This is a genomic window from Seongchinamella sediminis (genome assembly GCF_003457605.1).
In the GTDB taxonomy this organism is placed as follows: domain Bacteria; phylum Pseudomonadota; class Gammaproteobacteria; order Pseudomonadales; family Halieaceae; genus Halioglobus; species Halioglobus sediminis.
In genome coordinates, this window is record NZ_QRAN01000016.1 from 1 (window position 1) to 22,375 (window position 22,375).

General features: G+C 60.8%; 19 protein-coding genes. 9 read left to right on the plus strand and 10 right to left on the minus strand.

Annotated elements, in window-relative coordinates:
- Nucleotides 1-90 precede the first annotated feature (90 nt).
- The 6 genes from DWB85_RS14140 to DWB85_RS14165 all read left to right on the plus strand — a co-directional run bounded on the left by DWB85_RS14140 (nucleotide 91) and on the right by DWB85_RS14165 (nucleotide 7,360).
- Nucleotides 91-2,523: a TonB-dependent receptor gene (locus tag DWB85_RS14140; RefSeq protein ID WP_117955885.1), complete on the plus strand. Its 2,433-nt coding sequence runs from the start codon at nucleotides 91-93 to the stop codon at nucleotides 2,521-2,523.
- Entirely contained in the window at nucleotides 2,513-3,430 is a 918-nt protein-coding gene (locus DWB85_RS14145) for a tyrosine-protein phosphatase (protein ID WP_117955888.1), read from the plus strand. Before DWB85_RS14140 ends, DWB85_RS14145 begins: the two co-directional genes overlap by 11 nt.
- A gap of 213 nt (nucleotides 3,431-3,643) precedes the next feature.
- On the plus strand, nucleotides 3,644-4,753 hold the full coding sequence (locus DWB85_RS14150) for an SMP-30/gluconolactonase/LRE family protein (protein WP_117955890.1): 1,110 nt from the start codon (nucleotides 3,644-3,646) through the stop codon (nucleotides 4,751-4,753).
- 111 nt (nucleotides 4,754-4,864) lie between these two features.
- Nucleotides 4,865-5,542 carry an AzlC family ABC transporter permease gene (locus DWB85_RS14155; protein ID WP_117955893.1) on the plus strand — a complete coding sequence of 226 codons (678 nt, stop codon included), beginning with the start codon at nucleotides 4,865-4,867 and terminating at the stop codon, nucleotides 5,540-5,542.
- 5 nt (nucleotides 5,543-5,547) lie between these two features.
- The gene (locus DWB85_RS14160; RefSeq protein ID WP_239017339.1) at nucleotides 5,548-5,853 is read left to right on the plus strand and encodes an AzlD domain-containing protein; all 306 of its coding nucleotides are present in this window, start codon (nucleotides 5,548-5,550) and stop codon (nucleotides 5,851-5,853) included.
- A 67-nt stretch (nucleotides 5,854-5,920) separates the two neighbouring features.
- Nucleotides 5,921-7,360 carry a DUF1254 domain-containing protein gene (locus DWB85_RS14165; RefSeq protein WP_205422749.1) on the plus strand — a complete coding sequence of 480 codons (1,440 nt, stop codon included), beginning with the start codon at nucleotides 5,921-5,923 and terminating at the stop codon, nucleotides 7,358-7,360.
- Nucleotides 7,361-7,449: 89 nt separating this feature from the next.
- Here the strand turns inward: DWB85_RS14165 and DWB85_RS14170 are convergent, their stop codons facing one another.
- Nucleotides 7,450-8,859, minus strand: coding sequence for a DUF1254 domain-containing protein (locus DWB85_RS14170; protein WP_162846134.1), 1,410 nt, complete (start codon nucleotides 8,857-8,859; stop codon nucleotides 7,450-7,452).
- Between DWB85_RS14170 and DWB85_RS14175 the strand changes: the two genes are divergently transcribed.
- Entirely contained in the window at nucleotides 8,800-9,906 is a 1,107-nt protein-coding gene (locus DWB85_RS14175; protein ID WP_162846135.1) for a LysR family transcriptional regulator, read from the plus strand. The genes DWB85_RS14170 and DWB85_RS14175 overlap by 60 nt on opposite strands.
- 164 nt (nucleotides 9,907-10,070) lie before the next feature.
- Nucleotides 10,071-11,786: an acyl-CoA dehydrogenase family protein gene (locus DWB85_RS14180; protein WP_117955905.1), complete on the plus strand. Its 1,716-nt coding sequence runs from the start codon at nucleotides 10,071-10,073 to the stop codon at nucleotides 11,784-11,786.
- Between the two features lie 121 nt (nucleotides 11,787-11,907).
- On the opposite strand, the gene DWB85_RS14185 is transcribed toward DWB85_RS14180, so the two are convergent.
- Genes DWB85_RS14185 through DWB85_RS14215 form a run of 7 tightly spaced genes read right to left on the minus strand, consistent with a single transcriptional unit; the run spans nucleotide 11,908 to nucleotide 19,096 of the window.
- Nucleotides 11,908-12,288, minus strand: a complete 381-nt coding sequence (locus tag DWB85_RS14185; RefSeq protein ID WP_133300627.1) for a hypothetical protein — start codon at nucleotides 12,286-12,288, stop codon at nucleotides 11,908-11,910.
- Nucleotides 12,285-13,031 (minus strand): DUF1295 domain-containing protein, encoded by a 747-nt coding sequence (locus tag DWB85_RS14190; protein ID WP_117955910.1) that lies wholly within the window; start codon nucleotides 13,029-13,031, stop codon nucleotides 12,285-12,287. Before DWB85_RS14190 ends, DWB85_RS14185 begins: the two co-directional genes overlap by 4 nt.
- A gap of 32 nt (nucleotides 13,032-13,063) precedes the next feature.
- Nucleotides 13,064-13,843, minus strand: a complete 780-nt coding sequence (locus DWB85_RS14195) for a glucose 1-dehydrogenase (protein ID WP_117955912.1) — start codon at nucleotides 13,841-13,843, stop codon at nucleotides 13,064-13,066.
- A gap of 12 nt (nucleotides 13,844-13,855) precedes the next feature.
- Nucleotides 13,856-15,085 (minus strand): acyl-CoA dehydrogenase family protein, encoded by a 1,230-nt coding sequence (locus tag DWB85_RS14200; protein WP_117955914.1) that lies wholly within the window; start codon nucleotides 15,083-15,085, stop codon nucleotides 13,856-13,858.
- Between the two features lie 22 nt (nucleotides 15,086-15,107).
- Nucleotides 15,108-16,700, minus strand: a complete 1,593-nt coding sequence (locus DWB85_RS14205) for a class I adenylate-forming enzyme family protein (RefSeq protein ID WP_117955917.1) — start codon at nucleotides 16,698-16,700, stop codon at nucleotides 15,108-15,110.
- A gap of 2 nt (nucleotides 16,701-16,702) precedes the next feature.
- Nucleotides 16,703-17,941 carry a thiolase family protein gene (locus tag DWB85_RS14210; RefSeq protein WP_117955919.1) on the minus strand — a complete coding sequence of 413 codons (1,239 nt, stop codon included), beginning with the start codon at nucleotides 17,939-17,941 and terminating at the stop codon, nucleotides 16,703-16,705.
- A gap of 27 nt (nucleotides 17,942-17,968) precedes the next feature.
- Entirely contained in the window at nucleotides 17,969-19,096 is a 1,128-nt protein-coding gene (locus DWB85_RS14215) for a saccharopine dehydrogenase family protein (RefSeq protein WP_117955922.1), read from the minus strand.
- Nucleotides 19,097-19,318: 222 nt separating this feature from the next.
- Between DWB85_RS14215 and DWB85_RS14220 the strand changes: the two genes are divergently transcribed.
- A complete protein-coding gene (locus tag DWB85_RS14220) occupies nucleotides 19,319-20,290 on the plus strand; it encodes an AraC family transcriptional regulator (protein ID WP_275400578.1) in 972 nt (323 codons plus the stop codon).
- Between the two features lie 63 nt (nucleotides 20,291-20,353).
- On the opposite strand, the gene DWB85_RS14225 is transcribed toward DWB85_RS14220, so the two are convergent.
- Both DWB85_RS14225 and DWB85_RS14230 read right to left on the minus strand, forming a co-directional pair.
- A complete protein-coding gene (locus DWB85_RS14225; protein WP_162846137.1) occupies nucleotides 20,354-21,367 on the minus strand; it encodes an MBL fold metallo-hydrolase in 1,014 nt (337 codons plus the stop codon).
- A 64-nt stretch (nucleotides 21,368-21,431) separates the two neighbouring features.
- Nucleotides 21,432-22,322, minus strand: coding sequence for a LysR family transcriptional regulator (locus tag DWB85_RS14230; RefSeq protein WP_117955931.1), 891 nt, complete (start codon nucleotides 22,320-22,322; stop codon nucleotides 21,432-21,434).
- Nucleotides 22,323-22,375 lie beyond the last annotated feature (53 nt).

Consider the following 22,375-nt stretch of genomic DNA (forward strand, 5'->3'; position numbering starts at 1 on the left):
AGCGCGAGGGTTCCGCAACAAGCAACGATTCCGCGATGCCATCTACTTCCATCTCGGCGGCCTACAGTTGTATCCGGCTGGAGTTCGTCAATGATTACCCACCATGATTGGGGAAGACCCATAATTATTATGAGATGGGAGCAAATTCTGATGCAAAGCAATCGTTCTACAAAGACGCTTCTGGCAATCGCCGTGGTTGCAGCCACTGGATTCACCGATTTCGTCGACGCGCAGGTGCTCGAAGAGGTTATCGTCACCGCGCGCAAACGGGCAGAGAGTCTGCAGGACGTGCCCATGGCGGTGAGCTCTTTCAATGCCGACACCTTGCGCAACGCCCAGGTCGATAACATTCTTGACCTTGAGCGTATGTCCCCGAATGTCACCTTGACCACCACTGGCGGGTTGGCGGCGGGCGGGGTATCCGTATTCATTCGCGGGATCGGAAATGATGTCGGCTTTGACCAGGGTGTAGGTATCTATGTAGACGATGTCTATCTGAATCAGACCACCGGCGCTCTGCTGGATGTTTACGATGTAGAGCGAGTCGAGGTGCTCAAGGGACCTCAGGGCAATCTCTACGGCCGTAATACCATTGGCGGTGCGATAAAGTTCATTTCCAAAGAACCGACCGAAGAATTGGAAGGTAGGGTCGAGATCGGCACTGGCAGATTCGATATGAAAGAGGTCAAGGGCAGTATTTCAGGCCCAATTATCGGCTCTACCCTGCTCGGGAGCTTCGCAGCAGTTTACAAAGATCGAGATGGGATCCAAACCAATACATTCAATCGGGATGATTATTGGAGTGAAGACATACAGGCATTTCGTGGAAGTCTGTTGTGGAACGCGACTGACTCACTGCGATTGAAGCTCTCTGCTGATCACTCGAGGGATCGCTCGGCGCCGAGTATACCCAACCGGGTTTATGTTGACTCAAATACTCTGGGTGCAATCGATTTTGTGATCAGCGGCGCCAACAGGTTCCTCGGCCCCGGTACAGGCCTTGTCGATACACCCAACGACGCATCTCTGCCATCCGATATTGATACGGTTTCGACAGAGTTTGTCGATGGTTTTGACAAGTATAAAATTGATACAACTACAATATCTCTAACACTGCAGTGGGAACTTTCCGAGCACTGGGACTTTAAATCCGTCACCGCCAGTCGCACCTCGGAGTTTGTCACGCCTTATGATTTCGACGGTTCCAATCAGCAGTTTATAACTACGATCAATGATACGGTTGAGAATGAAGACCTGTCGCAGGAGTTTCAGTTTAACTTCGAGGGGGAAAATCTACACGCAGTGATGGGGCTGTATTACCTGGACGGGTTAGAGGAAAGACCTTCCTTTACCTATCAATACGATCGACTGCGAGCAATCTTACAGCAGACCAAAGACACCTACGTGTCCGATCGCGAGCTCGAATCCATGTCGGCCTACGGTACGATCGATTGGGACATCACTGAAAAATGGCAGTTGTCCTTTGGTGGGCGATACACCCAGGACAAGAAAGCTGAAACAACGCTGGCAACGGTAGACCGGACCTATTTTGCCTACGCGGGTCTGGCCGGCTTTCCCCCGGAGGCTATTGTTTCGGTGAGACCTGGGCAAGAGGCCACAGCAGCCCAGAGCCCATTGTTTGCCTACTGGGCCTCCCAGTTCGCTCCGCCGGCATTCAATTCTGAAGCGGTTCGCGATGTTTTCCCAGAAAATACCGGTGGAGATGACTCGTGGTCCCAGTTCTCGCCAAGTGCCCGCCTGACCTGGTTTGCTGCTGAAGACCTGATGCTCTATACCGCTTATCAGCAGGGATTCAAGTCGGGTGGTTTCCAGCGGGACTCACAGGATGCAGACAGTTACGAGCCCGAAGTGGTAGATGCCTACACGGTTGGCATGAAGAGTACGTGGCTGGATGGCACGCTGCGTGTTAATGGCGAAGCATTCTTTAACGATTACAGTGACAAGCAGTTGCAAACCATTGTGCTGACTGAAACCGACCTACAAGCTCAGGTGGGGAACGTGGGTGAGGTGGAAACCAGTGGCGCTGAGATCGAGTTAACCTGGTTGCCATCAGTGGACGGCCTGACCATTGGCGTGAATGTTGGCTATCTGGATGCGGAGGTGAAGTCCTATCAGAGTGGCGGTGAGGACATCGCAGATACCACGGCATTGGGATTCTCTCCCCAGTGGACAGCGCAGGCCCGTGTGATGTACGACTTCGACGTTTCGAGCCTGGGTCATATCTTGCTGGGAGCCGACATCGCCTATCGTGACGACGCCTACACGAACTCGCCTATTGATCTCACCAGCACGGTGGCGGAGTCACAGTACCAGGAGGCTTACACCACATGGAACGCCATAGCGACTTTTACCACATTGGACGGCAGCTGGCGTTTGGCGCTTGAAGGTAAGAACCTGTCAGACAAGCGTGTTCTTAGCAATAGCTACAACGTCGGCCCTTTCGTTACCGGCGCGTATAACATGCCTCGAACCTGGGCTGTTTCTCTAGCTTATGAATTCTGAAAAAGGGGACTCAGGGGATTTGTCCATTTTGCCTCCAATCAAACGCGGGTGCGCCATTATAGCCGTACCATTATCACTATGGCTCACCGCGCCTGCAGCGGACTCAGCACCAGAAGGGTATGCCGTTGATACCGCTGAAGTTACACTCCCGTCTTCGATCGGTATAGCAGGCAGAAACTTTCGTGATTTGGGGGGGTATAAGACAATCGATGGCCATACCCTCCGGCAAGGTGTTCTATACCGCTCTGGTAACCTCAGCGGGCTTTTGCCCGCTGAGCAAACAGCGCTTGCTGCGTTGGGCATTCGGAGTATTTGTGACTTTCGTACCCTGGCGGAACGTGAGGAGCGGCCTGATCCACAGCTTCCCGGTTCCCACCAGGTAGAAGGATGCCAGGATGATTCGTTAAAGACCTCTCTCTCGTCGTCTTTTCAAAAACTGCTTGATATGCAGTCCTCGGGCCAGGAAGTTGACTGGCGCGGTATTATGATCAGAAACTACAGCTCTATGGGAGGACGGTACGCGGATTCCTATCGCGCCATGTTCGCAGCGCTGTTATCTGATAATGCTGTGCCGATGTTGTTTCATTGCACAGCAGGTAAGGATCGCACCGGTGTTGCGGCCGCTCTGGTCCTGAGTGTTCTTGGCGTGCCAAGACAGACAATACTGGAGGATTACGAGGCAAGCGCTCTTGATCCCGTTGAGTGGGTGGGCATAGACTCCAAAGTCTACCCGAAAGAGCTGGTTAATCAGCCAGCCCTGGCTATCCCGGACCCGACGTATATACAGGCAGCGCTGGAGGGGATAGAGGAACAATACGGAAGCCTGGATTACTATTTCCACAGTGTCCTCGGTTTGAATGAAGCTGATATATCGATCCTCCGAAATAAACTACTAACGCGCCGGTGACGTGCTGTAATTCCGTTCTGGAAAATTCGTTTATTGCCATTTTTTTGTATCTGTGGGCATGCTGATGGTTGACGCCGGCCTTGATTGTTCTCTCGCTGTCTCCACTGCCAGTGTCGTCATATAGTGTATGGTCGCTGGCTCAGCCGGCACCTTCCACCAACTCGCTGCAGGGTACGACAGTGAACGCTATTTCGCCCAAGAGGGATATCTGTTATGAAAATCAGGGATTTATTGGCCTCGTTCAGCTTGCTTTTTTTCTTCGTCGATGCTGGCGCGCTCGCTGAAAACACACCGGTATCCGTTACAGGTTACTCTGGTGAGGTACAGTGCCAGAAATACGCGAACACCACGCCTTTATGTTTTTTTTCCAACCCGGAGGACCTGGCCTTACTGCCAGACAAGGAGACGCTGCTGGTAAGTGAGTTTGGCGATAATCACGGTACTGAGCCGGGTGCGCTGGTCTTCTATGATATTACAACGCAGACGCGTCGACTGGGATATTCCGGTGATAGTCACGAACAGCCCACCGAGTATTGGGGGGATAAATCCTGCGAGGATCCGCCAGGGACTGTTTTCAGCCCGCACGGTATTGATCTCAGCCAGCGTGCAGATGGGCGATGGCAGTTGCTAGTCGTCCAGCATGGCGGGCGAGAGTCCATTGAGTTTTTTGAACTTGTAGATACAGACAGGGTGCCGCGACTGCTATGGAGAGGTTGCGCAGTCGCGTCCGAGGATACAAGCCTGAATTCGGTAGCGGCGGGCCGCGACGGGGAACTTTTTGCCACCAAAATGCAATCAACAAGCTCGTCATGGAATGCAGATCCGGGAAGCCCGTCAGGTCTGGTTTATCGGTGGAGCAAACGCTCCGGATTTGATCCTGTGCCACGTAGTGAAGGTCATATGCTTAACGGGATTGCTGCCAGCAAGGACGGTAAGACGCTCTTTGTCGTCTACTCGGGGGAGAACCTGGTCAAGAAGATCGATGCGCAGAGCGGTGAGGTGCTCGATAGTGCTGTGGTGAAATCAGTCGATAATATAAAGTGGTCAGCCGATGCACAGGTTTTGGTGGCGGCTTCATTTACCGGTTCGGCCAGCGTGGATGATTTTGCTCGTTGTACCTCCGCTGAGCTTGGAGTTTGCCCGATAGCATTTTCTATTGTTGAGCTGAACCCAGGCTCGCTCGAAGAGCAAACGCTGTTTTATGATCCGAATGCTCCAATGGGCGCGGGTACCGTTGGTTTAAAAGTGGGTTCCACCTTGTTCATCGGAACCTTCTCGGGCAATCGAATACTGCAAGTCGATATGGCCGAACCGGGCCACTGAATAAGGCGCACACATTCCAGTACATACTCGGCGGGTCAGCACCCGGCTTGCGGGCTTTGGCGCTGCAACACGGCCGGACCGTGTCCCCGTGTTTTCGGTTAGACTATCGGCATGAACGATACCCTCCACACAGTCCGCCGCGGCATCGGCGATGCGCTGCCGCTGTTTATTCCCGCCATTCCCTTCACCCTGATGCTGGCGATCGTCATCCTCGAAACCGGCATGCTGCCGGCCGTGGGCTGGAGCAGTTCGCTGGTGATCTACGGCGGGGCCTCGCAGCTGACCCTGCTGACGCTGCTGGGGGAGGGCGCCGCCCTGGCGGCTGCGGTCACTGCTGCGCTGATCGTCAATGCCCGCCACCTCATGTACTCCGCCGCCATGGCCCCCACCTTCCAGCAGCAGCCCCCCTGGTTCCGCTGGGTCGGCGCCTACTTCCTGATCGACCAGGTGTTTGCGCTGTGCATACTGCGCATCGATGACGATCCGCGCAGCTTCCGCATTTATTACCTGAGCGCGGGCATGACCTTCTGGTCGCTGTGGATCCTGTGCACGGCCCTGGCACTGATTGTCGGCCCCGCGGTACCGCAGGACTGGGGCCTGGCCTTTGCCGTACCGGTGATGTTCCTGGCGCTGCTGGTGATGGGCATCGATCGCTGGCCGAAGGCGATGGCGGCGCTGGCGGCGGGGCTGGTCACACTGCTGGCGGCGGAACTGCCGCATCGCTCGGGGCTGCTGCTGGGTGCGGTTACGGGCGTCGCCGTGGGCCTGTTGCTGGAGCGCCGGCAGTGACTGGCATGCTGGCCATCGTTATCGCCGGGCTGGGCACCTATTTCAGCCGCGCGGTGTTCATTATCGCACTGGCCAACCGGCAGATACCGCCCAATGTGCGGGTGGCGATGGAGTATGTCGGCCCCTCGGTGATGGCGGCCCTGGTGGTGACCATGTTGATCGGCCCCGGCGGCGAGATCGCGATAGGTGCCCCCGAGGCCTGCGCGCTGCTGGTTGCCGCGCTCACCGCCTGGCGCAGCCGCAACCATCTGCTGACCATCGTGGTGGCCATGCTGGTATTCTGGGTTTTGCGGGCCCTGCTGGGGCATTGAAATGCAGCAACACCCGCTCAAAACTGGACTAGACTGGATGGGAGCATCTCTGACTGGAGTAAAGGAAATGAAGCGCGCATCCACGCCAGCGGGCCTGCTGGCGGCCATTGGGTTTTCTCTCACCTGGTCGCTGGCTGTGGCGCAGACGGCGTCACTGCAGCCCGCCGAAATCGTGGACATTGCCCGCGACGGCTACGTCTATGGCTTCCCCATGGTCATGAATTACAAGACCCTGTACCAGTACACGGTCGATACCGGGAATCCAGACTACAAGGGCCCTTTCAACCGGGTCGCCTGCGAGGCGCGGGTGTTCACTCCGGCCGACAAAACGGTCGTGACACCGAACTCGGATACGCCCTACTGCATGTTCTGGATGGATCTGCGGGCCGAACCGCTGGTGCTCTCGGTGCCGGCAATCGACGCGGCGCGTTACTACAGCTTTCAGCTCATCGATCTGTACACCCACAACTTCGCCTACATCGGCAAGCTGACCACGGGCAGCGATAGGGGCCACTACCTGCTGGCGGGACCGGACTGGGACGGGGACACGCCCGCGGGCATCACCGCGGTGATCCGTTCGGAAACCCGCTTCGCTTTCAGTGTCACCCGGACGCAGCTGTTGGGCCCGGATGATCTGGAACAGGTCAAAACCATTCAGGCGCAGTATCAGTTACAGCCGCTGAGCGCCTTCCTTGGCCAGGCGGCTCCGGCCGCGCCGGCGCGGCCCGACTTTCCGGCCTGGGAGGAGGGCGCACAGGTGGATGAGCGGTTTTTTGCTTACCTCGATTTCATGCTGGACCTGCTCCAGCATCCGGGACCCGGTGAGGAAGCGCTGTGGGCGAAGCTGGCGCGCCTGGGCATTGGCCCAGGTAGTGACTTCCGCCTCGATACCCTGTCGCCGGAACAGGTACAGGCCCTGCAGGCCGGTATACAAGCAGGGCTCACCGACATGAAGGCCTTCATCGCCGGGCTGCTCAGCGATCCACTCGCCAGCGGCAAGATTTTCGGCACGCGCGCCTTCCTGGCCGACAGCGCGGCACAAAACTACGGGCTGGAGAGGCCGGATATGCTCCGCGCTGCCGCCGCACAGATGGGTTTATACGGCAATTCAGCCACAGAAGCGATCTACCCCCTCTACCGGACCGATGCCAGCGGCAAGCCCCTGGACGGATCGAGTCAGCGTTATACGCTGACGTTCCCGCAAGGCAGTCTGCCGCCGGTCAAGGCATTCTGGTCGTTGAGTCTGTATGACGGGAAGACACAGCTGTTTATCGACAATCCGCTCGATCGTTACCTCCTGAGCTCCGTGATGCTGGACCAGTTCAAACGGGAGGAAGACGGCTCCCTGGTGCTTCACATCGGCAAGGACTCACCCGGCAAGAACCTGGAGTCGAACTGGCTACCCGCGCCCGACGGCCCATTTTATCTCGTCATGCGGCTTTACGGTCCCCGGACGCCTGCCCTCACGGGGCAATGGACGCCGCCCACCGTGCAACAAACCGATTGATGGCAAGGAGGGCCAGGGGCATTACCGGGCGCGGGGCACCTGACTGCGCCCAGGCAGTATGAGAGGCACCATTACTCTCCGCTTGCCGCCTATTTAACGATCCTGATACGCGGCAGTTGGTAGCTGTTGTCCAGTGCCGCTTCGCTGGGCTCGTAGAGGCGCATCACGGCGACAAAATATCCCTCGGGGGCGGGCAACCAGTTGGCCTGAGTGCTGTCCGGTCGGGCGTGGCTCAGGGTGATGACGAGTGAACCGTCATCGTTGTAATGCAGGTCTCTGGTGCGGTCACCAATGCTGTATCGACGCAGCTCATTGGGGGCCAGCAGGCTGTCGCCGAGGGTGTACAGCGACAGTGACCAGAAACCATCCACTGGCGGCATCTGGTCCGCTGCAAAGTGCAGCTGATAGGTATTGCTGCCGTGCAACAGCTGGTCCTCGTTATCGGTCAGCGCAGCGGGATACAGGCTCTCTTCCGGCAAATTGCCATAGCCACCTTTGACCACGGCGGCGCGGTGCATGTATTTATAGCCGTAGCGGCCGATATGCTTGGAGATCATCCAGCCGTTGAAGTCCGGGATGGTCCGCGCTGAGCCTGCGGCCACAATGGCCTGGCCGTCGACAATCGCGCGCTCCAGCCCCTTGCGCGCTGCCTCGCTTAAAGCGGCGGGGTCAAATTGCTGCCCGGGGCCAACGCCAATTTGATCGAACATGGCCATCAATGCCGCTTCCCCGGGGCGGGCGGGCAGGGTTTTCAGTTCGCGGTTCATCACGGTAAAAAAGTCGATGTTATCCAGCGGGTCGATGGCCTGAGCGCTTTTCTCCGCCGGCAGGGGCGGGCGTTGGCCCATGGTGAATTCATCCAGCGATGCCGCCCACACGTCTTCTACCAGGCCCATGGCGGCATCGAAATCGTCGGCGCCGTCAACCAGCATGCGGCCCAGCAGCCAGCCTTTATTGGTTTCGGTGGGAATGGCAACCACCCCGTCGGGTAACTCCCCCTGCCAGTGGGGAGGGACCAGGGCAAAGTAGCCTTCCTCGGTGCCGGTGGTGCGGCGACCGATATGGCTGACCTCGGCATAGAGGTTGGTAACGGCGATAGTGAAATAGCGGCCCGCGGTATCGGGGGTATGGATAATCAGCGGCTGTTCGCTGATATCAAACCACGCGGTGTAATACAGCGTGTCGTTATTGGGGGCACGAAAGTTACCGGAAGTCTCCGGTTCGACCAGGTTCGGGAAGCGGAAAAAGCGGTTCACCGGCGCATAGGTGTTCTGGTCGGCACTGACGCGATGGGTCTCGTTGTGCATTTGCTTGTGCATGTCGACCAGCGGGTAACCGTACAGGTAGGCGGTAACGCCGTAGTGGTAGGCCAGCTGTTCCTCGATCAGGGCGTCATTGCGCTTTTGTGTGGAACCCACCAGGTCGGCGGGGTTGAACAGTTGGCTGGCGGCTATTGCGATAACGGCAATAACGGCCGCAGCGATGGCGAGTTTTTTCACGGTTGCCTCCTATTGTTGATGCCGGGCTACTGTACGGCAGCTGACCGGTGGCTGGTAGCGCGTGGCTGGAATCTTATTGTTTCCATTTGGAATCTATTGGGCTATTGTTTTGCTGTTTTGTGCCCATTATTGGAAACAGTAGTGATCGAGCAGTATCTGGTTTTTGGCACGGTCGCCCAGGAGGGTAGCTTTACCCGGGCGGCCGAGACGCTGGGTGTCTCCAAGTCGCATATCAGCAAGCAGATAGCGAAACTGGAGGCGTCGCTGCGGGTGCGGCTGTTTCAGCGCAGCCCGCGCAAGGTGCAGTTGACGGACGTCGGCCAGCGCCTGCTGGCGGACGTGGAGCCGATGTTGGCTGCTTATCGACATGCCAGCGAAACGGCGCACAGTTTTCACAGCGAACCGGCCGGCACGGTCAGGTTGGCGATATCAGCGGTATTCGCCGAGCAGCTGTTGGCGCCCGAACTGGGAAGCTTTTTGCAGTGTCACCCCAAGTTGTCGCTGGAGTTAATGCTGCAGCAGGGAGCGCCGTCAAACCTGGCTGAAAATGTGGATATGGCGGTGACTATCGGCGACCTGCCTGACAGTAGCCTGGTGGCCCGCAGCCTGGGTTATCTCCCGGCCCGCCTGGTCGCCAGCCCTGGCTACATCAAACAGCACGGAGCGCCCGTGAGGCCGGATGATTTAACCCGGCACAACTGTTTATTCGCGCACTACCCAACCTTGCCGTTTACCCGGGAGTGGACGTTTTACCAGTCCGGTGAGCCTGCGGTGGTGAATGTCAGCGGTAATTTAAAGCTCAATGATATCCAGGTAATGAAAGCCCTGGTACTGGCGGGCAGTGGTGTGGCGGTGTTACCCCGCTTTTTGATCCACCAGGAGTTGGCCGCCGGCACCTTGCAGCGATTATTGCCACAGTGGCAAATGCCCAATGCTCCGGAGGTTCACCTGTTGTATCACCACCGCCGCTGGCGGTCACCTGCTCTGCAGCAGGTGGCGGCATTTCTAGTGGAGACCTTTCGGCGGCATCTGTCCTTGCAAGAGTAGGCCCCTCTTGTGGCGTGACTTGTCCCGCAGAGCATATCCAGCCACACTGTCGGTGCCTGGCTTCACGGCAGCGCGCCTGCAGCGCCCGGGCTGGCAGGCCTGGTCCAGGGTTACAAATGTAGAGCCCCTGCAGCAGCGCGGGGCTAAAACATCAGGAGGCCCCCATGTCGCAACCACAAACGCAGCAGCCCACCGACACTGCGCAATCGCTCTGTCATGGGGAAACCCATGAGGTATTCAATCAGCCCACAGCGCTGGATCCTTACAATGTGTACACATCCGATCCGGCACTCCAGCATTGGGTGCAAACCTTCGGCGCGCAATGGCATGAACGTGAACTGACAGTCTATGGACAGCGTGCTGGCTCTGACCTGTTTGAAGCCGGCTTTGCGGCCAATAAATACAAGCCGGAATTCAGGTCTCACAATCGTTTCGGTGAACGCATCGACCAGGTGGATTTTCATCCCGGCTATCACCTGTTAATGCAGACCGCCATTGAAGCCGGTCACCACAGCCTGCCCTGGCGTGAGAAAAAGCCAGGCGCCCATGTGGCGCGAGCCGCTATTGAGTATATGCACACGCAGGCGGACCCGGGTTCCGGTTGCCCCTTGACCATGACCTTTGCCGCCGTGCCAGCGCTCATGCACCAACCAGACATCGCCGAACAGTGGTTGCCGAAAATTACCGCCAATCACTATGACGGGCGCAACATTCCGTTTTACGACAAGCAGGGCCTGACCATTGGCATGGCCATGACGGAAAAGCAGGGTGGTAGTGACGTCCGTGCCAACACCACAACAGCCTATCCGCTGGAGAAAGCCGGTCCCGGAGAAGCCTATGAAATCGTCGGGCACAAGTGGTTTTGCAGTGCCCCCATGTGCGATGCCTTCCTGGTGCTTGCCCATACCCATGATGAGCAGGGCAATAGCAGAGGCCTGAGCTGCTTCCTGTTACCGCGCTGGCGTCCCGATGGCCGTAAAAACGAAATGTACCTGCAGCGCCTGAAAGACAAAATGGGCAATGTGTCCAACGCCTCCAGTGAAGTCGAGTACCGCGGTGCCTTTGCCTGGATGATCGGTGAAGAAGGGCGCGGCGTGCGCACCATCATCGAGATGGTTTCCATGACCCGTTTCGATTGCATGGTCGGGTCTGCCGGCATCATGCGCCAGGCCCTGGCGCAGGCCTATCACCACACCGGTGGCCGCGCCGCATTTGGTAAGAATCTGCACCAGCAACCACTGATGCAAAATGTGCTGGCGGATCTCGCTATCGAAAGCGAAGCGGCGTTGGCCATTGCCATGCGTATTGCCCACAGCCTGGACAATCTGCAAGCTAAGCCGGATGACCAGCAGGAGGCGCGCTTCAGCCGCGTGGCCACGGCCATTGGCAAGTACTGGATTTGTAAACGCACGGCACAGTTCACCTATGAGTGCATGGAATGCATCGGTGGTGTTGGCGTGGTTGAAGACAATGTACTGCCGCGCCTCTATCGCGAAAGCCCGATAAACGCGATCTGGGAGGGCAGCGGCAACGTGCAGTGCCTGGACGTGCTGCGTGCCATGCAAAAGGACCCGCAGGTGATGCATGCCTTTATGGCCGAGCTGGCCAGGGCAGCGGGGCGCTACGAGGTATTTGATCGCTACCTGGCGGCGCTGCAGGGTGAGATCGAGGATCTGCAAAAACTGGAATACCGTGCGCGTAGCCTGGTGGAAAAGCTGGCCCTTGCCTGGCAGGCAAGTACGCTCATTCAATTCGCCGACAGCGAGATCGCCGCGGCCTATGTGAGCTCCCGCCTCACCGGGGAACATGGCCAGTACTATGGCACACTGCCCGTTGAGGTGGATGCACAGCAGCTGATGAAGCGAGTGCTCAGGGCCTAGTCGGAATACCAGTGGCCCTGCCGCACCCGGTAGTCACTGCCACGGGAAAGCAGTTTGGGGAAGCATCCTGCGGCATTGTTCAGCGTGCACCCGGATGCGGCCCGATGCGAACGGCTGAGCGTCACTTGCCCGGCAGCGACCGGAGCGCCAGGGTAAAGAGTATGGCGAACACGCCATCGGCGGAGGCAGGGATCAGGAATTGCCAGCTGATGTCGCCGGTCAGTACGTTGAGTGCGGCAATCGCCACCACGCCCCATTTGCCCCACACCGCCAGCCGAATCACCGGCGCCAGGGTTGCCAGGTCTTTTGATGCCTGGTAGTAGCCAATACCAAAAATGAACACCAACCCGGCGAACTGCTGTGTCCACAGGGTCTGCTCCGGTGCCGGCGTCACCGCAAACAGTCCGAGAAATACGCCAGGTATGAGAAAAAGACCCAGGGCGACCACCCAGTTGAACAGGGCGGCCGCGGTAAACAGGCGCCTGGTCATTGCAGTATTCACAATCTGGTTTCCTCCAGTTGTGGTCTGAATGGTGCAACAAGTACCTTCCACGGCAGCAGGCGACTCGAGCGGATTGCGTAGGCGTCCCAATCAGGGTAGCGCGAGATCGAGGCGTCCTTCACTTGCATCCGCGAGTAGAAGAACAGGCAGGCATAAGCCAATACCAGGTAACCCAGCCAGTGATTGGCGAGAATTGCATAGGCCCCGTAGATCATGATTTCCCCCAGGAAGTTGGGGTTGCGCGTGAAGCTGAACACGCCATCGTTGATCAGTCCCTTGCGGTACTTCAGCGAGAAGTACTTCTGGCAGTCGCCGGCTATCATCCAGGTGATACCCTGGGTGTGCATGGCGACTGCGAGGAACAGTATGGGCCCCGAAGGCTCTACATGCCGCGACAGGAACAGGTAGGGCAGCAGCCAGTACCAGGCGATCAACACCAGGTAGGTCATCACGGCACCACCGTAGGTCACCCGGGTCTCGAAACTGCCGTCGCGAAAGCCGAAATCCTTGACCAGCCAGCAGTAACCGTAGATGCCGTGCAAGCCCAGGTAGACCCAGGCGGCCGTGCTGAAGTTGTCGAAGTGCAGCATCATGCCGTAGATGATGAACAGGGTAATGATCTTGTGCAGGTTGATGACCCAGGCCACCTTCAGGTGGCGTGGGCCGCCGCCAAAGTCCTCGGTCAGTTTGCCGGATACCTCGTAGATGGTTCTCGCCCAGCCGGGTGCGGTGTACTTGTGCATATTATCCTCGCTGTGTCTGCGTGACCTGGCGGTCAGTGGCAGGTGTAGCCGCCGTCGATCACCAGTTCTGAGCCGGTCATGTATTTGGACTCATCCGAAGCCAGGAACAGGCAGCCGTTGGCGATATCCAGGGGTTCGCCCATGGCGCCGCCCATGGGGATTTCGCGGCGCAAGCGGTCCTGCATTTCGTCCTGCACTGCCTGGGGCATGGAGGCGATTCCCTCCTCCACCATGGCGGTGAGGATGAAGCCCGGGTGAACGGAATTCACCCGGATGGGGTAGCCCTCTTTGGCGCAGTGCAGCGCCGCGGACTTGGTGAAGATGCGCACACCGCCCTTGCTGTAGTTGTAGGCGGCCACGTTCGCCTCGCCGACAATCCCCTCGATGGATGAAATGTTGATGATCGATCCGCCGTTTTCCTTCATCGCGCCGATGGCGGCGCGGGTACCGAAGAACACACTCTCGCCGTTGATGGCCTGGGTGGTACGCCAGTCCGACAGGGTGGCGTCTTCCACCGAGCCGGGAAGGGCGATACCGGCGTTGTTCACCAGTACGTGCAGGCCGCCGTGCCGCGCCACGATGTCCTCCACCAGGATGGCCCACAGCGCCTCATCAGTCACGTCCTGCGCCAGTGCCTCGGCCCGGCCGCCGGCCGCGCTGATTGCAGCCGCCACCCGCTGCACGGCTTCTTCCCGCAGGTCGGTGGCGATTACCATTGCGCCCTCCTGGGCGAAACGCCGCGCGGTGGCCTCACCGATGCCCGCGCCCGCGCCGGTTACCAGCGCGACTTTACCGTCCAGTCTTGTCGTCATGTCGATGTCCTCTCAAAGCAGTTCAGGCTTCACGAGCAGGCTGCCGCCCTTGAGCGCGAGCACCTCGTTGCAGCCGTCGGCGATCAGCATGGCGCGGGCGTCCCGCAGCAGTTTCTCCACCGGGTACTCCCGGGTCAGGCCGTTCCCGCCGAAGATCTGCACCGCGTCCGAGGCGACCTCGAAGGCCGACTGGGTGGCGGTTACCTTGGCGGAAATCGATCCCTGCAGGGCCGCTTCCGGCGCCGTGGCATTATAGGTCATGACCCGGCGCACCAGGGCGCGGGAGGCCTCCACCTTGCGGAACATGTGGAACAGCCGGTACTTGACGCTCTGGTGGCGAATGATGGGCAGGCCGCCCTGCTTGCGCTCGTGGGCGTAGGCGTGGGCGTGCTCGTAGGCGGCGCGGGCGATACCCACGGCCATATTGGCCACATGCACATTGGCCTCCGCCAGGGTGTGGCGCACGAAGTCAACGTACTGCTCCGGCCCGGCCAGCAAGTGGCTGAGGGGCACCTCCACGTTGTCGAAGTAGATCTCACCCTGGTTGAGGGCACGCAGGCCGATCTTTTCCAGCGGTTTGCCCCTGGTGACGCCGGGCAGGTCCAGGGGCACAATCAGGGATATGCCCGGACGAACCTCGCCGTTCTCCTCGTAGTGGCAGTACAGGGCGCAGACTTCGGCCACGGTGCCGCCGGATACCCAGGCGGACTTCTGGCCGTTGACAATGATTGTGTCGCCCTCGATGCGGGCCACGCAGTTGGCGCGGCCGTAGTCGCCCTCCACCGCGGCGATGCTGCCGCCGGCGTCGAGGCTGTCGCTGCCGTGGTCGGGCTCGGTAATGCCCCAGCAGCCCAGCTTGCCGTCGCAGAAATCGACCATGTCGAGGTTGCCCGCCAGGGCGGCGTACAGGCCGGGCATCTGGCTCACCAGTACCATGCCACCCAGGCCGGGCTCACCCCAGGCCAGTTCTTCCGCGGCAATCAGCAGCAGCCGCTCGCGCTCCAGGGGGGGCAGGTCGAGCATGGCCTTGACGCTGAGTCCCAGGCCCGCGGACTGCTCCAGCACGGCCCAGAGGGGCGACTCGGGGGCTATGGCGTCGTCGGCAGACATCCCGTCCAGCCGCGTGCCGGCAGGCCGCAGCACCTCCTCCGCGAAGCGGTGGGCAGTATCCTGCACCAACTGCTCCATCTCGGACAGGGGTTCTTCCAGGCCGCTGAGCGGCAGATTGATGTAGTTACTCATGTTATGTCTCTCCAGCTTGCATTCAGGCGTCGGCGGCGTACACGTCGCTGCGCTTGTTTTCAAAGGCTTCCACCAGGAAGCGCTCCTGGGGTTTTTCCGAGGCGGTCTTGGGAATCTCGTCCAGCACCTGGATGAAATCCGGTACGCTGTTCCTGTCCAGCTTCTCCCGGCAGGCGGCGAATACTGCCCCGACGTCGAAGCGTTCCCGGTCCGCCGGCACCACCGCGCCGACGATGTCCTTCTCGCCCGGGGCCATGCCTGCAGTCACCGCCAGCCCGTACACGTAGGCGTCCGCTACCGAGTCGCATTCGGACAGGGCCTTCTCCACGAAGGCGGTATTGATAAAGTCGCCGTGCTTGCGAATGCCGCCGCCCATGCGGTAGTGAAAGAACAGCCAGCCGTCCTGGTCGAGGTGGCCGATATCGCCCATGTGCAGCCAGCCGCCGGCCAGCTTCTTGTCGGTGGCCTCCTGGTTCTTGAAGTAGGCCACCTGCGGGCAGCTGCCGTCTGCCTCGCGGAAGCAGATCTCGCCGGCGACGCCAGGGGCTACCGGGTGGCCGTTTTCGTCCAGGATGGCGATCTGCAGGTTGGGCGGCGGTTTGCCGCAGCTGCCGATCGGCCCGATCCCGGTGGGGTTGAAGGTAAGCCCCCCCTCGGCCGCGCCGTAGAACTCGAACAGCTCTACCCCGAAGCGCCGGGAAAAGTCTTCCCAGATCGCTGCCGGCATGCCGGCGCTGAGTATCTTGCGCACCGGGTTGTTGGCGTCGTCGTCCCGGGGCGGCTCGGCGTAAATTGCGGTGGTCATGCCTCCGAGTAAATTGAAGAACGTGCAGCCGTACCGTCGGGTGATGTCCCACAGTCGTGATTTGCTGAACTTGCGGCTGATGACGCAGGGAATGCCTGCGTTCAGTGACATACCCAGGGTGACCAGCTGCGCATTGGCGTGGGTCAGGGACAGGCCGGTGTACAGGCAGTCACTCTGGTCCAGGCCGAACAGGTCGGGCAGACTGGCCGCTACGGCCAGGCGGGCGTGGGGCGACAGGATGGCCTTGGGATCACCGGTGGTGCCGGAGGTGTACAGCAGTTGCATCGGAGCATCCGCTGCCACGCTGTTGATCGGCAGTTGCGGATCGGGCAGGGGGCGCGACAGTTCCGCGCGGATGCCCGGATGCTCACCGTGGGTGCCGCACAGGGTGGCAATCCAGCGCTCGCTGCTGCCGGACCAGGCATCCTCCACTGCCGCCACCGCATAGCCGGGGACGACAGCGCCACGGCACTCGGCGAAGTCCAGCATGTAACGCAGCTTGTCGCCGCGGGTACGGGGGTCGATGGGGACGAAAACGGTGCCGAGAATGGAGGAGGCCACCATGAAGTCGACGAACTCGGGGTGGTTCTGCATCACCAGGGCGAAGGCGTCCCCGGGCTGCATGCCCTGGCTGCTCAACCAGGCCGCCAGGCGCTGGCCATTGTCCCAGAGTTGCCGGTAGCTGCGGGTCTCCTCGATGAAGTTACCCTGCGAGTCGATATCGACGAAGGTCAGCAGGGGCTTGTCGGCACAATGGTCGCACCGGTGGCGGACCAGCTGCGCGAGGATGGTCATGTTGTGCTCGCTCATGCTCAGTCCTCCCGGCGCAGGATGCTCACCACGGTGGCCGCGGCATCGGTGCCGATCATACCGCCGCCGTTGTGGGCCAGGCCGATGCGGGCGTCCTGCACCTGGCGGTCGCGGGCACGGCCCTGCAGCTGCTCGGTGAGTTCGACGATCTGGGCCGCGCCGGAGGCCCCGATGGGGTGTCCCTTGCGCAGCAGGCCACCGGACACGTTCACTGGCAGGCGACCGCCCAGGCGGGTGCTGCCGTCTTCGATCAGCGCACCGCCCCGGCCCTTCCCGCAGATGCCGAGGTACTCGTAGGCAATGATTTCCGAGGGGGCGGAGGCGTCGTGCAGTTCGATCAGGCTGAGGTCCTCGGGGCCGACGCCGGCGGCCTCGTAGGCCAGGTTGGCCGCGAGGGAGCCCACCGACAGGTCGCCCTCGTCCTCGTCGAAGCCGGAGACCAGGGCGGAGGACAGCACCCGCACGGGCTTGCCCAGACCCAGTTGTTTCGCCTTGCGTTCACTTACCACGACCACCGCGGCAGCGCCGTCGCCGATGGGCGAGCACATGGGCAGGGTCAGGGGCCAGACGATCTCGCGCGAGGCCAGCACTTCGTCGACGGTCATGGGCACCTGGAACTGGGCCCGGGGGTTGAGGCTGCCGTGGAAGGCGTTCTTGGCGGTGACACCGGCGATCTGCTCCACGGTGGTGCCGTAGGCTTTCATGTGAGCGATAGTCATCAGGGAGTAAATGTCCATGAACACGGAGCGGGTCTTGCCGGCATTGGCCCTGTCCACTTCCTCGCCCGCCCTGGCGGCGAGAGTTTCCAGGGCGCCCATCACGCCATTGGCGTTTTCGGTATCCACGGCGCCGTCAAAGGCGGCGAAGGAGCGCATCTTGTCTTCGTGGAACAGCTTCTCGAAACCGCACACCAGGGCCACGTCGTACAAGCCCGCGGTGACCATGGCGCAGGCCTGGTTGAAGGCGGTGGAGGAGGTGGCGCAGGCGTTTTCCACGTTGATGACCGGAATCCTGCCGATGCCCAATGCGCGCAGGGCAGCCTGGCCGCTTATCATCTCCTGACCCTGGACCACGCCGCCGGCGGCGTTGCCCATATAGGCGACCTGCAGGTCGGCGCCGGTGAGCCCGGCATCCGCCAGTGCCTCGCGGATGGCCTCGCCGGCCAGGCCCTTGAGGGTGATGTCCAGGTGCTTGCCGAAGCGGGTCATTCCCACCCCGGCCACGTATGCATTTATTTTCATAAGGTCTCTCCTGCGGGCTCGCCCTTGTTAGATGCTGCCCGGTGCGGGGGGCGCGCTGGTGAAGCCCAACTCGTGGAAGGTCTGGATCAGTTCGCGGTGATTGAAGGCGGTGGCCGGCGACTGGAAACCGGGCTTGAGCAGTTTGCCTTCCAGCAGCTGCCTGGCTGACTCGGCGGAAATCTCGCCGGTCCAGGTGTAGGGGGCGGACACGTTGAACACGTACTGGTTGGTGGTGCGGCGGCCCTGGCCACTGGCCACAATCACGCTGCGTTGCACGTCCAGGGTGTCCTTGGGCGGCTCGCCGGAGTCCATGGCATCCCCCAGGGCGTTGGTCCAGGCCTCGCGCTCCTCCTGCGGCAGGTGGGCGGCCTCGTTGTGGAACTTGTTAATGGCCTCGACGAGCGCGTCGATCATGTGCTCACCGAAGGCGGTAAGCACCTTGCAGTTGCGCACCCGTTCGTCGTCCTTGTACCAGACGGGTTCACAGGCGCCGCCCCAGGGGAAGGCGCGCAGGGTGCCGGCGCGGTAGGGCACGGTGACAGTCGCCAGGGTGTCCCACTGCCACTGCTTGTACTCGTTCAGTTCCAGGAACAGCTGCTCGTTGCAGACCATGCGCAGGAAGCTCTTGGTGGAGGCCTCCGACGGCAGGCCGTGGTCGATCTGGTAGCAGATATCCAGACTGTCGATCTCCGGGTTCTCCAGTACCACCTCGGCAGCCAGGGCGCCGGCGGTCCACATGTAGGAGGTGGCGGGGGCCAGCAGCAGGCCCTGGTTGGCGAAGGCCTGGCCGTATTGCTCGGCGATGGCCCGGGTCCAGTCCTGCTCACCAGTGGTGTCCAAATAGTGACAGCCGCACGCCAGGGCAGTCTCTACGATGGGCCAGCCCAGTTGCATAAAGGGGCCGGAAACGTTGATCACCACGTCCACTTTCTCGAACCAGGGGCGCAGTTCCCCGGGGCTGTTGCTGCACACCGCTATCTCCGCGTCGATCGCCGCGCCGTGGCGTTCCTCGACGACCCCCTTGGCTTGCTGCAGGCGCTCCGCGTTGCGCCCCGCCATGTAGAAGGGGATGTTGCGCTGTGCCAGGCTCTCGGCAATAATTTTACCGGTGTAACCGCTGGCGCCGTAGACCAGTACCTTGCGTTCGTTGGACATGGTGGATCGCTCCTGTTGTCGTTAGCTCGATGCCATGAATTCTGGCTAATCGGGCTGCGGAGCTGAATGTGCGTCCACGGCAAAAACTTGTGATATTCAGTCACCGTGACTACCATGGGCTGACCCCAAGCACACGTCCTGCCTATGACAGTTTCCAGCGAAGGCGCCTTGCCGCAACACGCGGTGCGGTCCCTGGTTTCTCCACTCGAGATAATGGCGAAAATGGGTTTCGACGCATCTGTTTGCCTCAAGGGAACCGGCATCATGAACTCGCAGCTGGCCGACCCCAGGGCCCTGATGACGCTGCAGCAGGAGCTGGCCTTTTACCGCAACTGCCTGGAACTGAGCGACGACCCGGCGGTCGGCCTCAAACTCGGTATGCCCTTTACCCCGCAGCGCTACGGTATGTTCGGGTACGCGCTGCTCAGCGCCGCCACCTTTCGCCATGCCCTGAAGGTCGTGGAGAACTTCGGCAAGCTCACCTTCAGCTTCTTCAGTTTCACCTCCGGAGAGGAGGGCGATACGGCCTGGTTCGCCATGGGCGACCCGCCGCCAATCGAGCGGGAACTGCTCGACCTATACAGCGACCGCGACATGTCCGCCGCCCTGGTGGCATTTTCCGAGGTGCTCGGTGCTCCGGTGGAACCCCTGGCGGTATACCTGTCTCACGACGGGCACGGTTGCGAACAACGCTACCGGGAACATTTCGGTGCCGAGGTCCATTTCGGTGCCGGGAGCAACAAGCTGGTCTTCGATGCAGCATTACTGGACCGGCCGCTGCCGCAGGCTGACCCCGAGTCCTCCGGGTACATGCTGCAGCAGTGCCAGATGCTGGTCGCCCGGCTGAGCAACCAGGGCAAGTTCGTCGACGAAGTGCGTATGGCGATCCTGCGCAGGCCCGGTGTGTTCCCTTCCATCGAAATCGTCGCTGAGCAGATGCATATGTCCAGCAGCACCGTGCGACGGCGACTGAGGGATGAGGGCAGCAGCTACCGCGTCCTGCTGGACGAGATCCGCTTTGGCCTGGCCAGGGAGTACCTTGCGGAGACGCGCCTGCCGCTAGAAGAGATTTCGGAACTGCTCGGTTACTCAGAGCCGGGCAATTTCAGTCACGCCTTCAGGCGCTGGAGCGGGGAGTCTCCCCGGGCCTTTCGGGACCTGGTTCAAGACCACTCCGGCGGCCTGTCGGAATGATAGCTGCATCGCAATCATGGGCACCCCAAACCTGCCAGCTATTCAGGGAAACAGCACCACCGGTCAGGGAAACAGCACCACCGGGTCGAAGCGTGGCAGGGTGGCGAATTCGACATCCGGGTTGGCGCTCTCTTTTGCCCTCAGGAACGCCAGCGCCGCCTCATCGCTGCCGGCCAGCAGGCGGGCGATACGCACCTCGCCGGTGAGCGGGCCGTCCAGCGGCCCGGTCAGCGAATCCCAGTGAACCGGTATGACTCGTTCCGGCCTGACCTGGCCCGCGGTCTCCGCCCAGAACTGCTCGCGGTAGTCCGCGGTCTGGCTGCCGATGCCGCCGGTGCCGAGGAACAGCACATCCACGTCCATCCCCGCCAGTTGCCCGGGTACGAACCCGGCGCTGCCGACCACCAGGAATGACCCTTGCGGGTGGGCGACATGGAATATGTAGGCTTTGCCCAGCTTGTAGTCGAAAGCGCTGGCGGGCGGTATCAGCGGCTCCGGGATGTCAGCGTTTTCCAGCAGCGATTCCCGCATCCTGGCATCCGGGTAGGCAAAGTGCGTCGATACGATGGGGGTGATCTCGAACTGGCCGAGCTGGAACATTGCGCGGTCTGACAGCAGCGCGATGCGCTTCTCCGGCAGGCCCCAGCCCCGGCAGATATTGGCGGTGGCCCCGCTGCCGTAGACCGTTGCCCCGGTGCGCTCGGCGACCGCCGGCGTATCCATCGCGTGGTCGTAGTGGGAGTGCAGGGGGATGACCGCGGCGAGTGTGTCGATCTGCATGCGCTGCAGGCCCCAGTGGATGTTGTCGAGGTCCGGGGCTATCTTCTGGAGCAGGACTTCCAGCGGGCCGGGCCGGGAAAACCAGCCGTCAAACAGGAAGGCGGTGTCGCCGTCGTCGAACAGCAGGGTCGAGGTGCCGGCGAAGCGCACGGTGAGTGCGCCCTCGGGAATGGTCTCCGCCGGGGCGAGTTCCCAGGCAGGGTCCACCGGTGGGTCGCTGTAGCCGAAGAGGTAGCCCCATGCCGCCGCCAGCAGCAGGGTCAGGCTGGCGATGAGAATAGTAAAACGTTTTTTCATGTGCGGCCTGTCCTGGCGGGTCACGGACGAGTGGACAGTATACGACATCTCCACGGCTGGCCCCTCAGGCGTTCAGGGCGTGCGAGCGCTGCAGCAGGGTTTTTAAGGCCACCAGCTCGATATGCCGTTTGGCAGTAATGGAGTAGAAACGCTCCGCCACGTCTTCCAGCACGCAGTACTTCTGCAGCCGTCCGCTGCTCAGCTCGTCCTGTACCACCACTTCCGGGATCACCGCCAGGCCGCCCGAGTCGCGGGCCAGCAGGCGCAGCATGGCCATGTCCTCGACCTCCGCATAGGGGTCGACCTGCACACCGCGCTGGTCGCACATCAGGTCGAACTGGCTGCGGATGTCGCTTCCCGGACCCGGCACGATAAGTTTCGCCCCCGCCAGGTCCTCGGGAAAACGGAACCGCTTCGCGCCTTGGCCCGGCGGGCCGACAATGCAGATACTCTGCTCGGCAATCTGCTGGCAGCGCCAGGGGGTCGAGGAATCAGCGGCCACCGCCCGGTTGGAGAGGATCAGGTCCAGCTTGTGCACCTTGAGCTGCTCCAGCAGTTCCTCCAGACTGGCGGAGCGGATCAGCAGTTTCACCTGGTCCTCGTCGAGCACCGGGCGCAGGAAGTTCTCCTGGAAGTTGCGCGAGAGCGTCGCCACCGAGCCGATGCGCAGGCGCTGCATGCGCTGTAATTCACCGCTCTGGGTCAGTGCCAGCAATTCGCTGCCCAGGTTGAAGATACTTTCGGCGTACTCCAGTACCACGTGGCCCACGTCCGTCAAGCGCAGGGTACGGCCCTCGCGGCTGAACAGTTCCTGCCCCAGCTGTTCCTGCAGGCGCCGGATCTGCGATGACAGCGCCGATTGGGACACATGCAGTTGTTGCGCCGCGCGGGTGAGGTTTCCCTCCTTGGCCACGACCCAGAAGTAGTACAGGTGATGGAAGTTCAGGTCGCGCATCTATAGTTCTCATTTATAGAACGATTAATTAAAAACAATATATTATTAAAAAG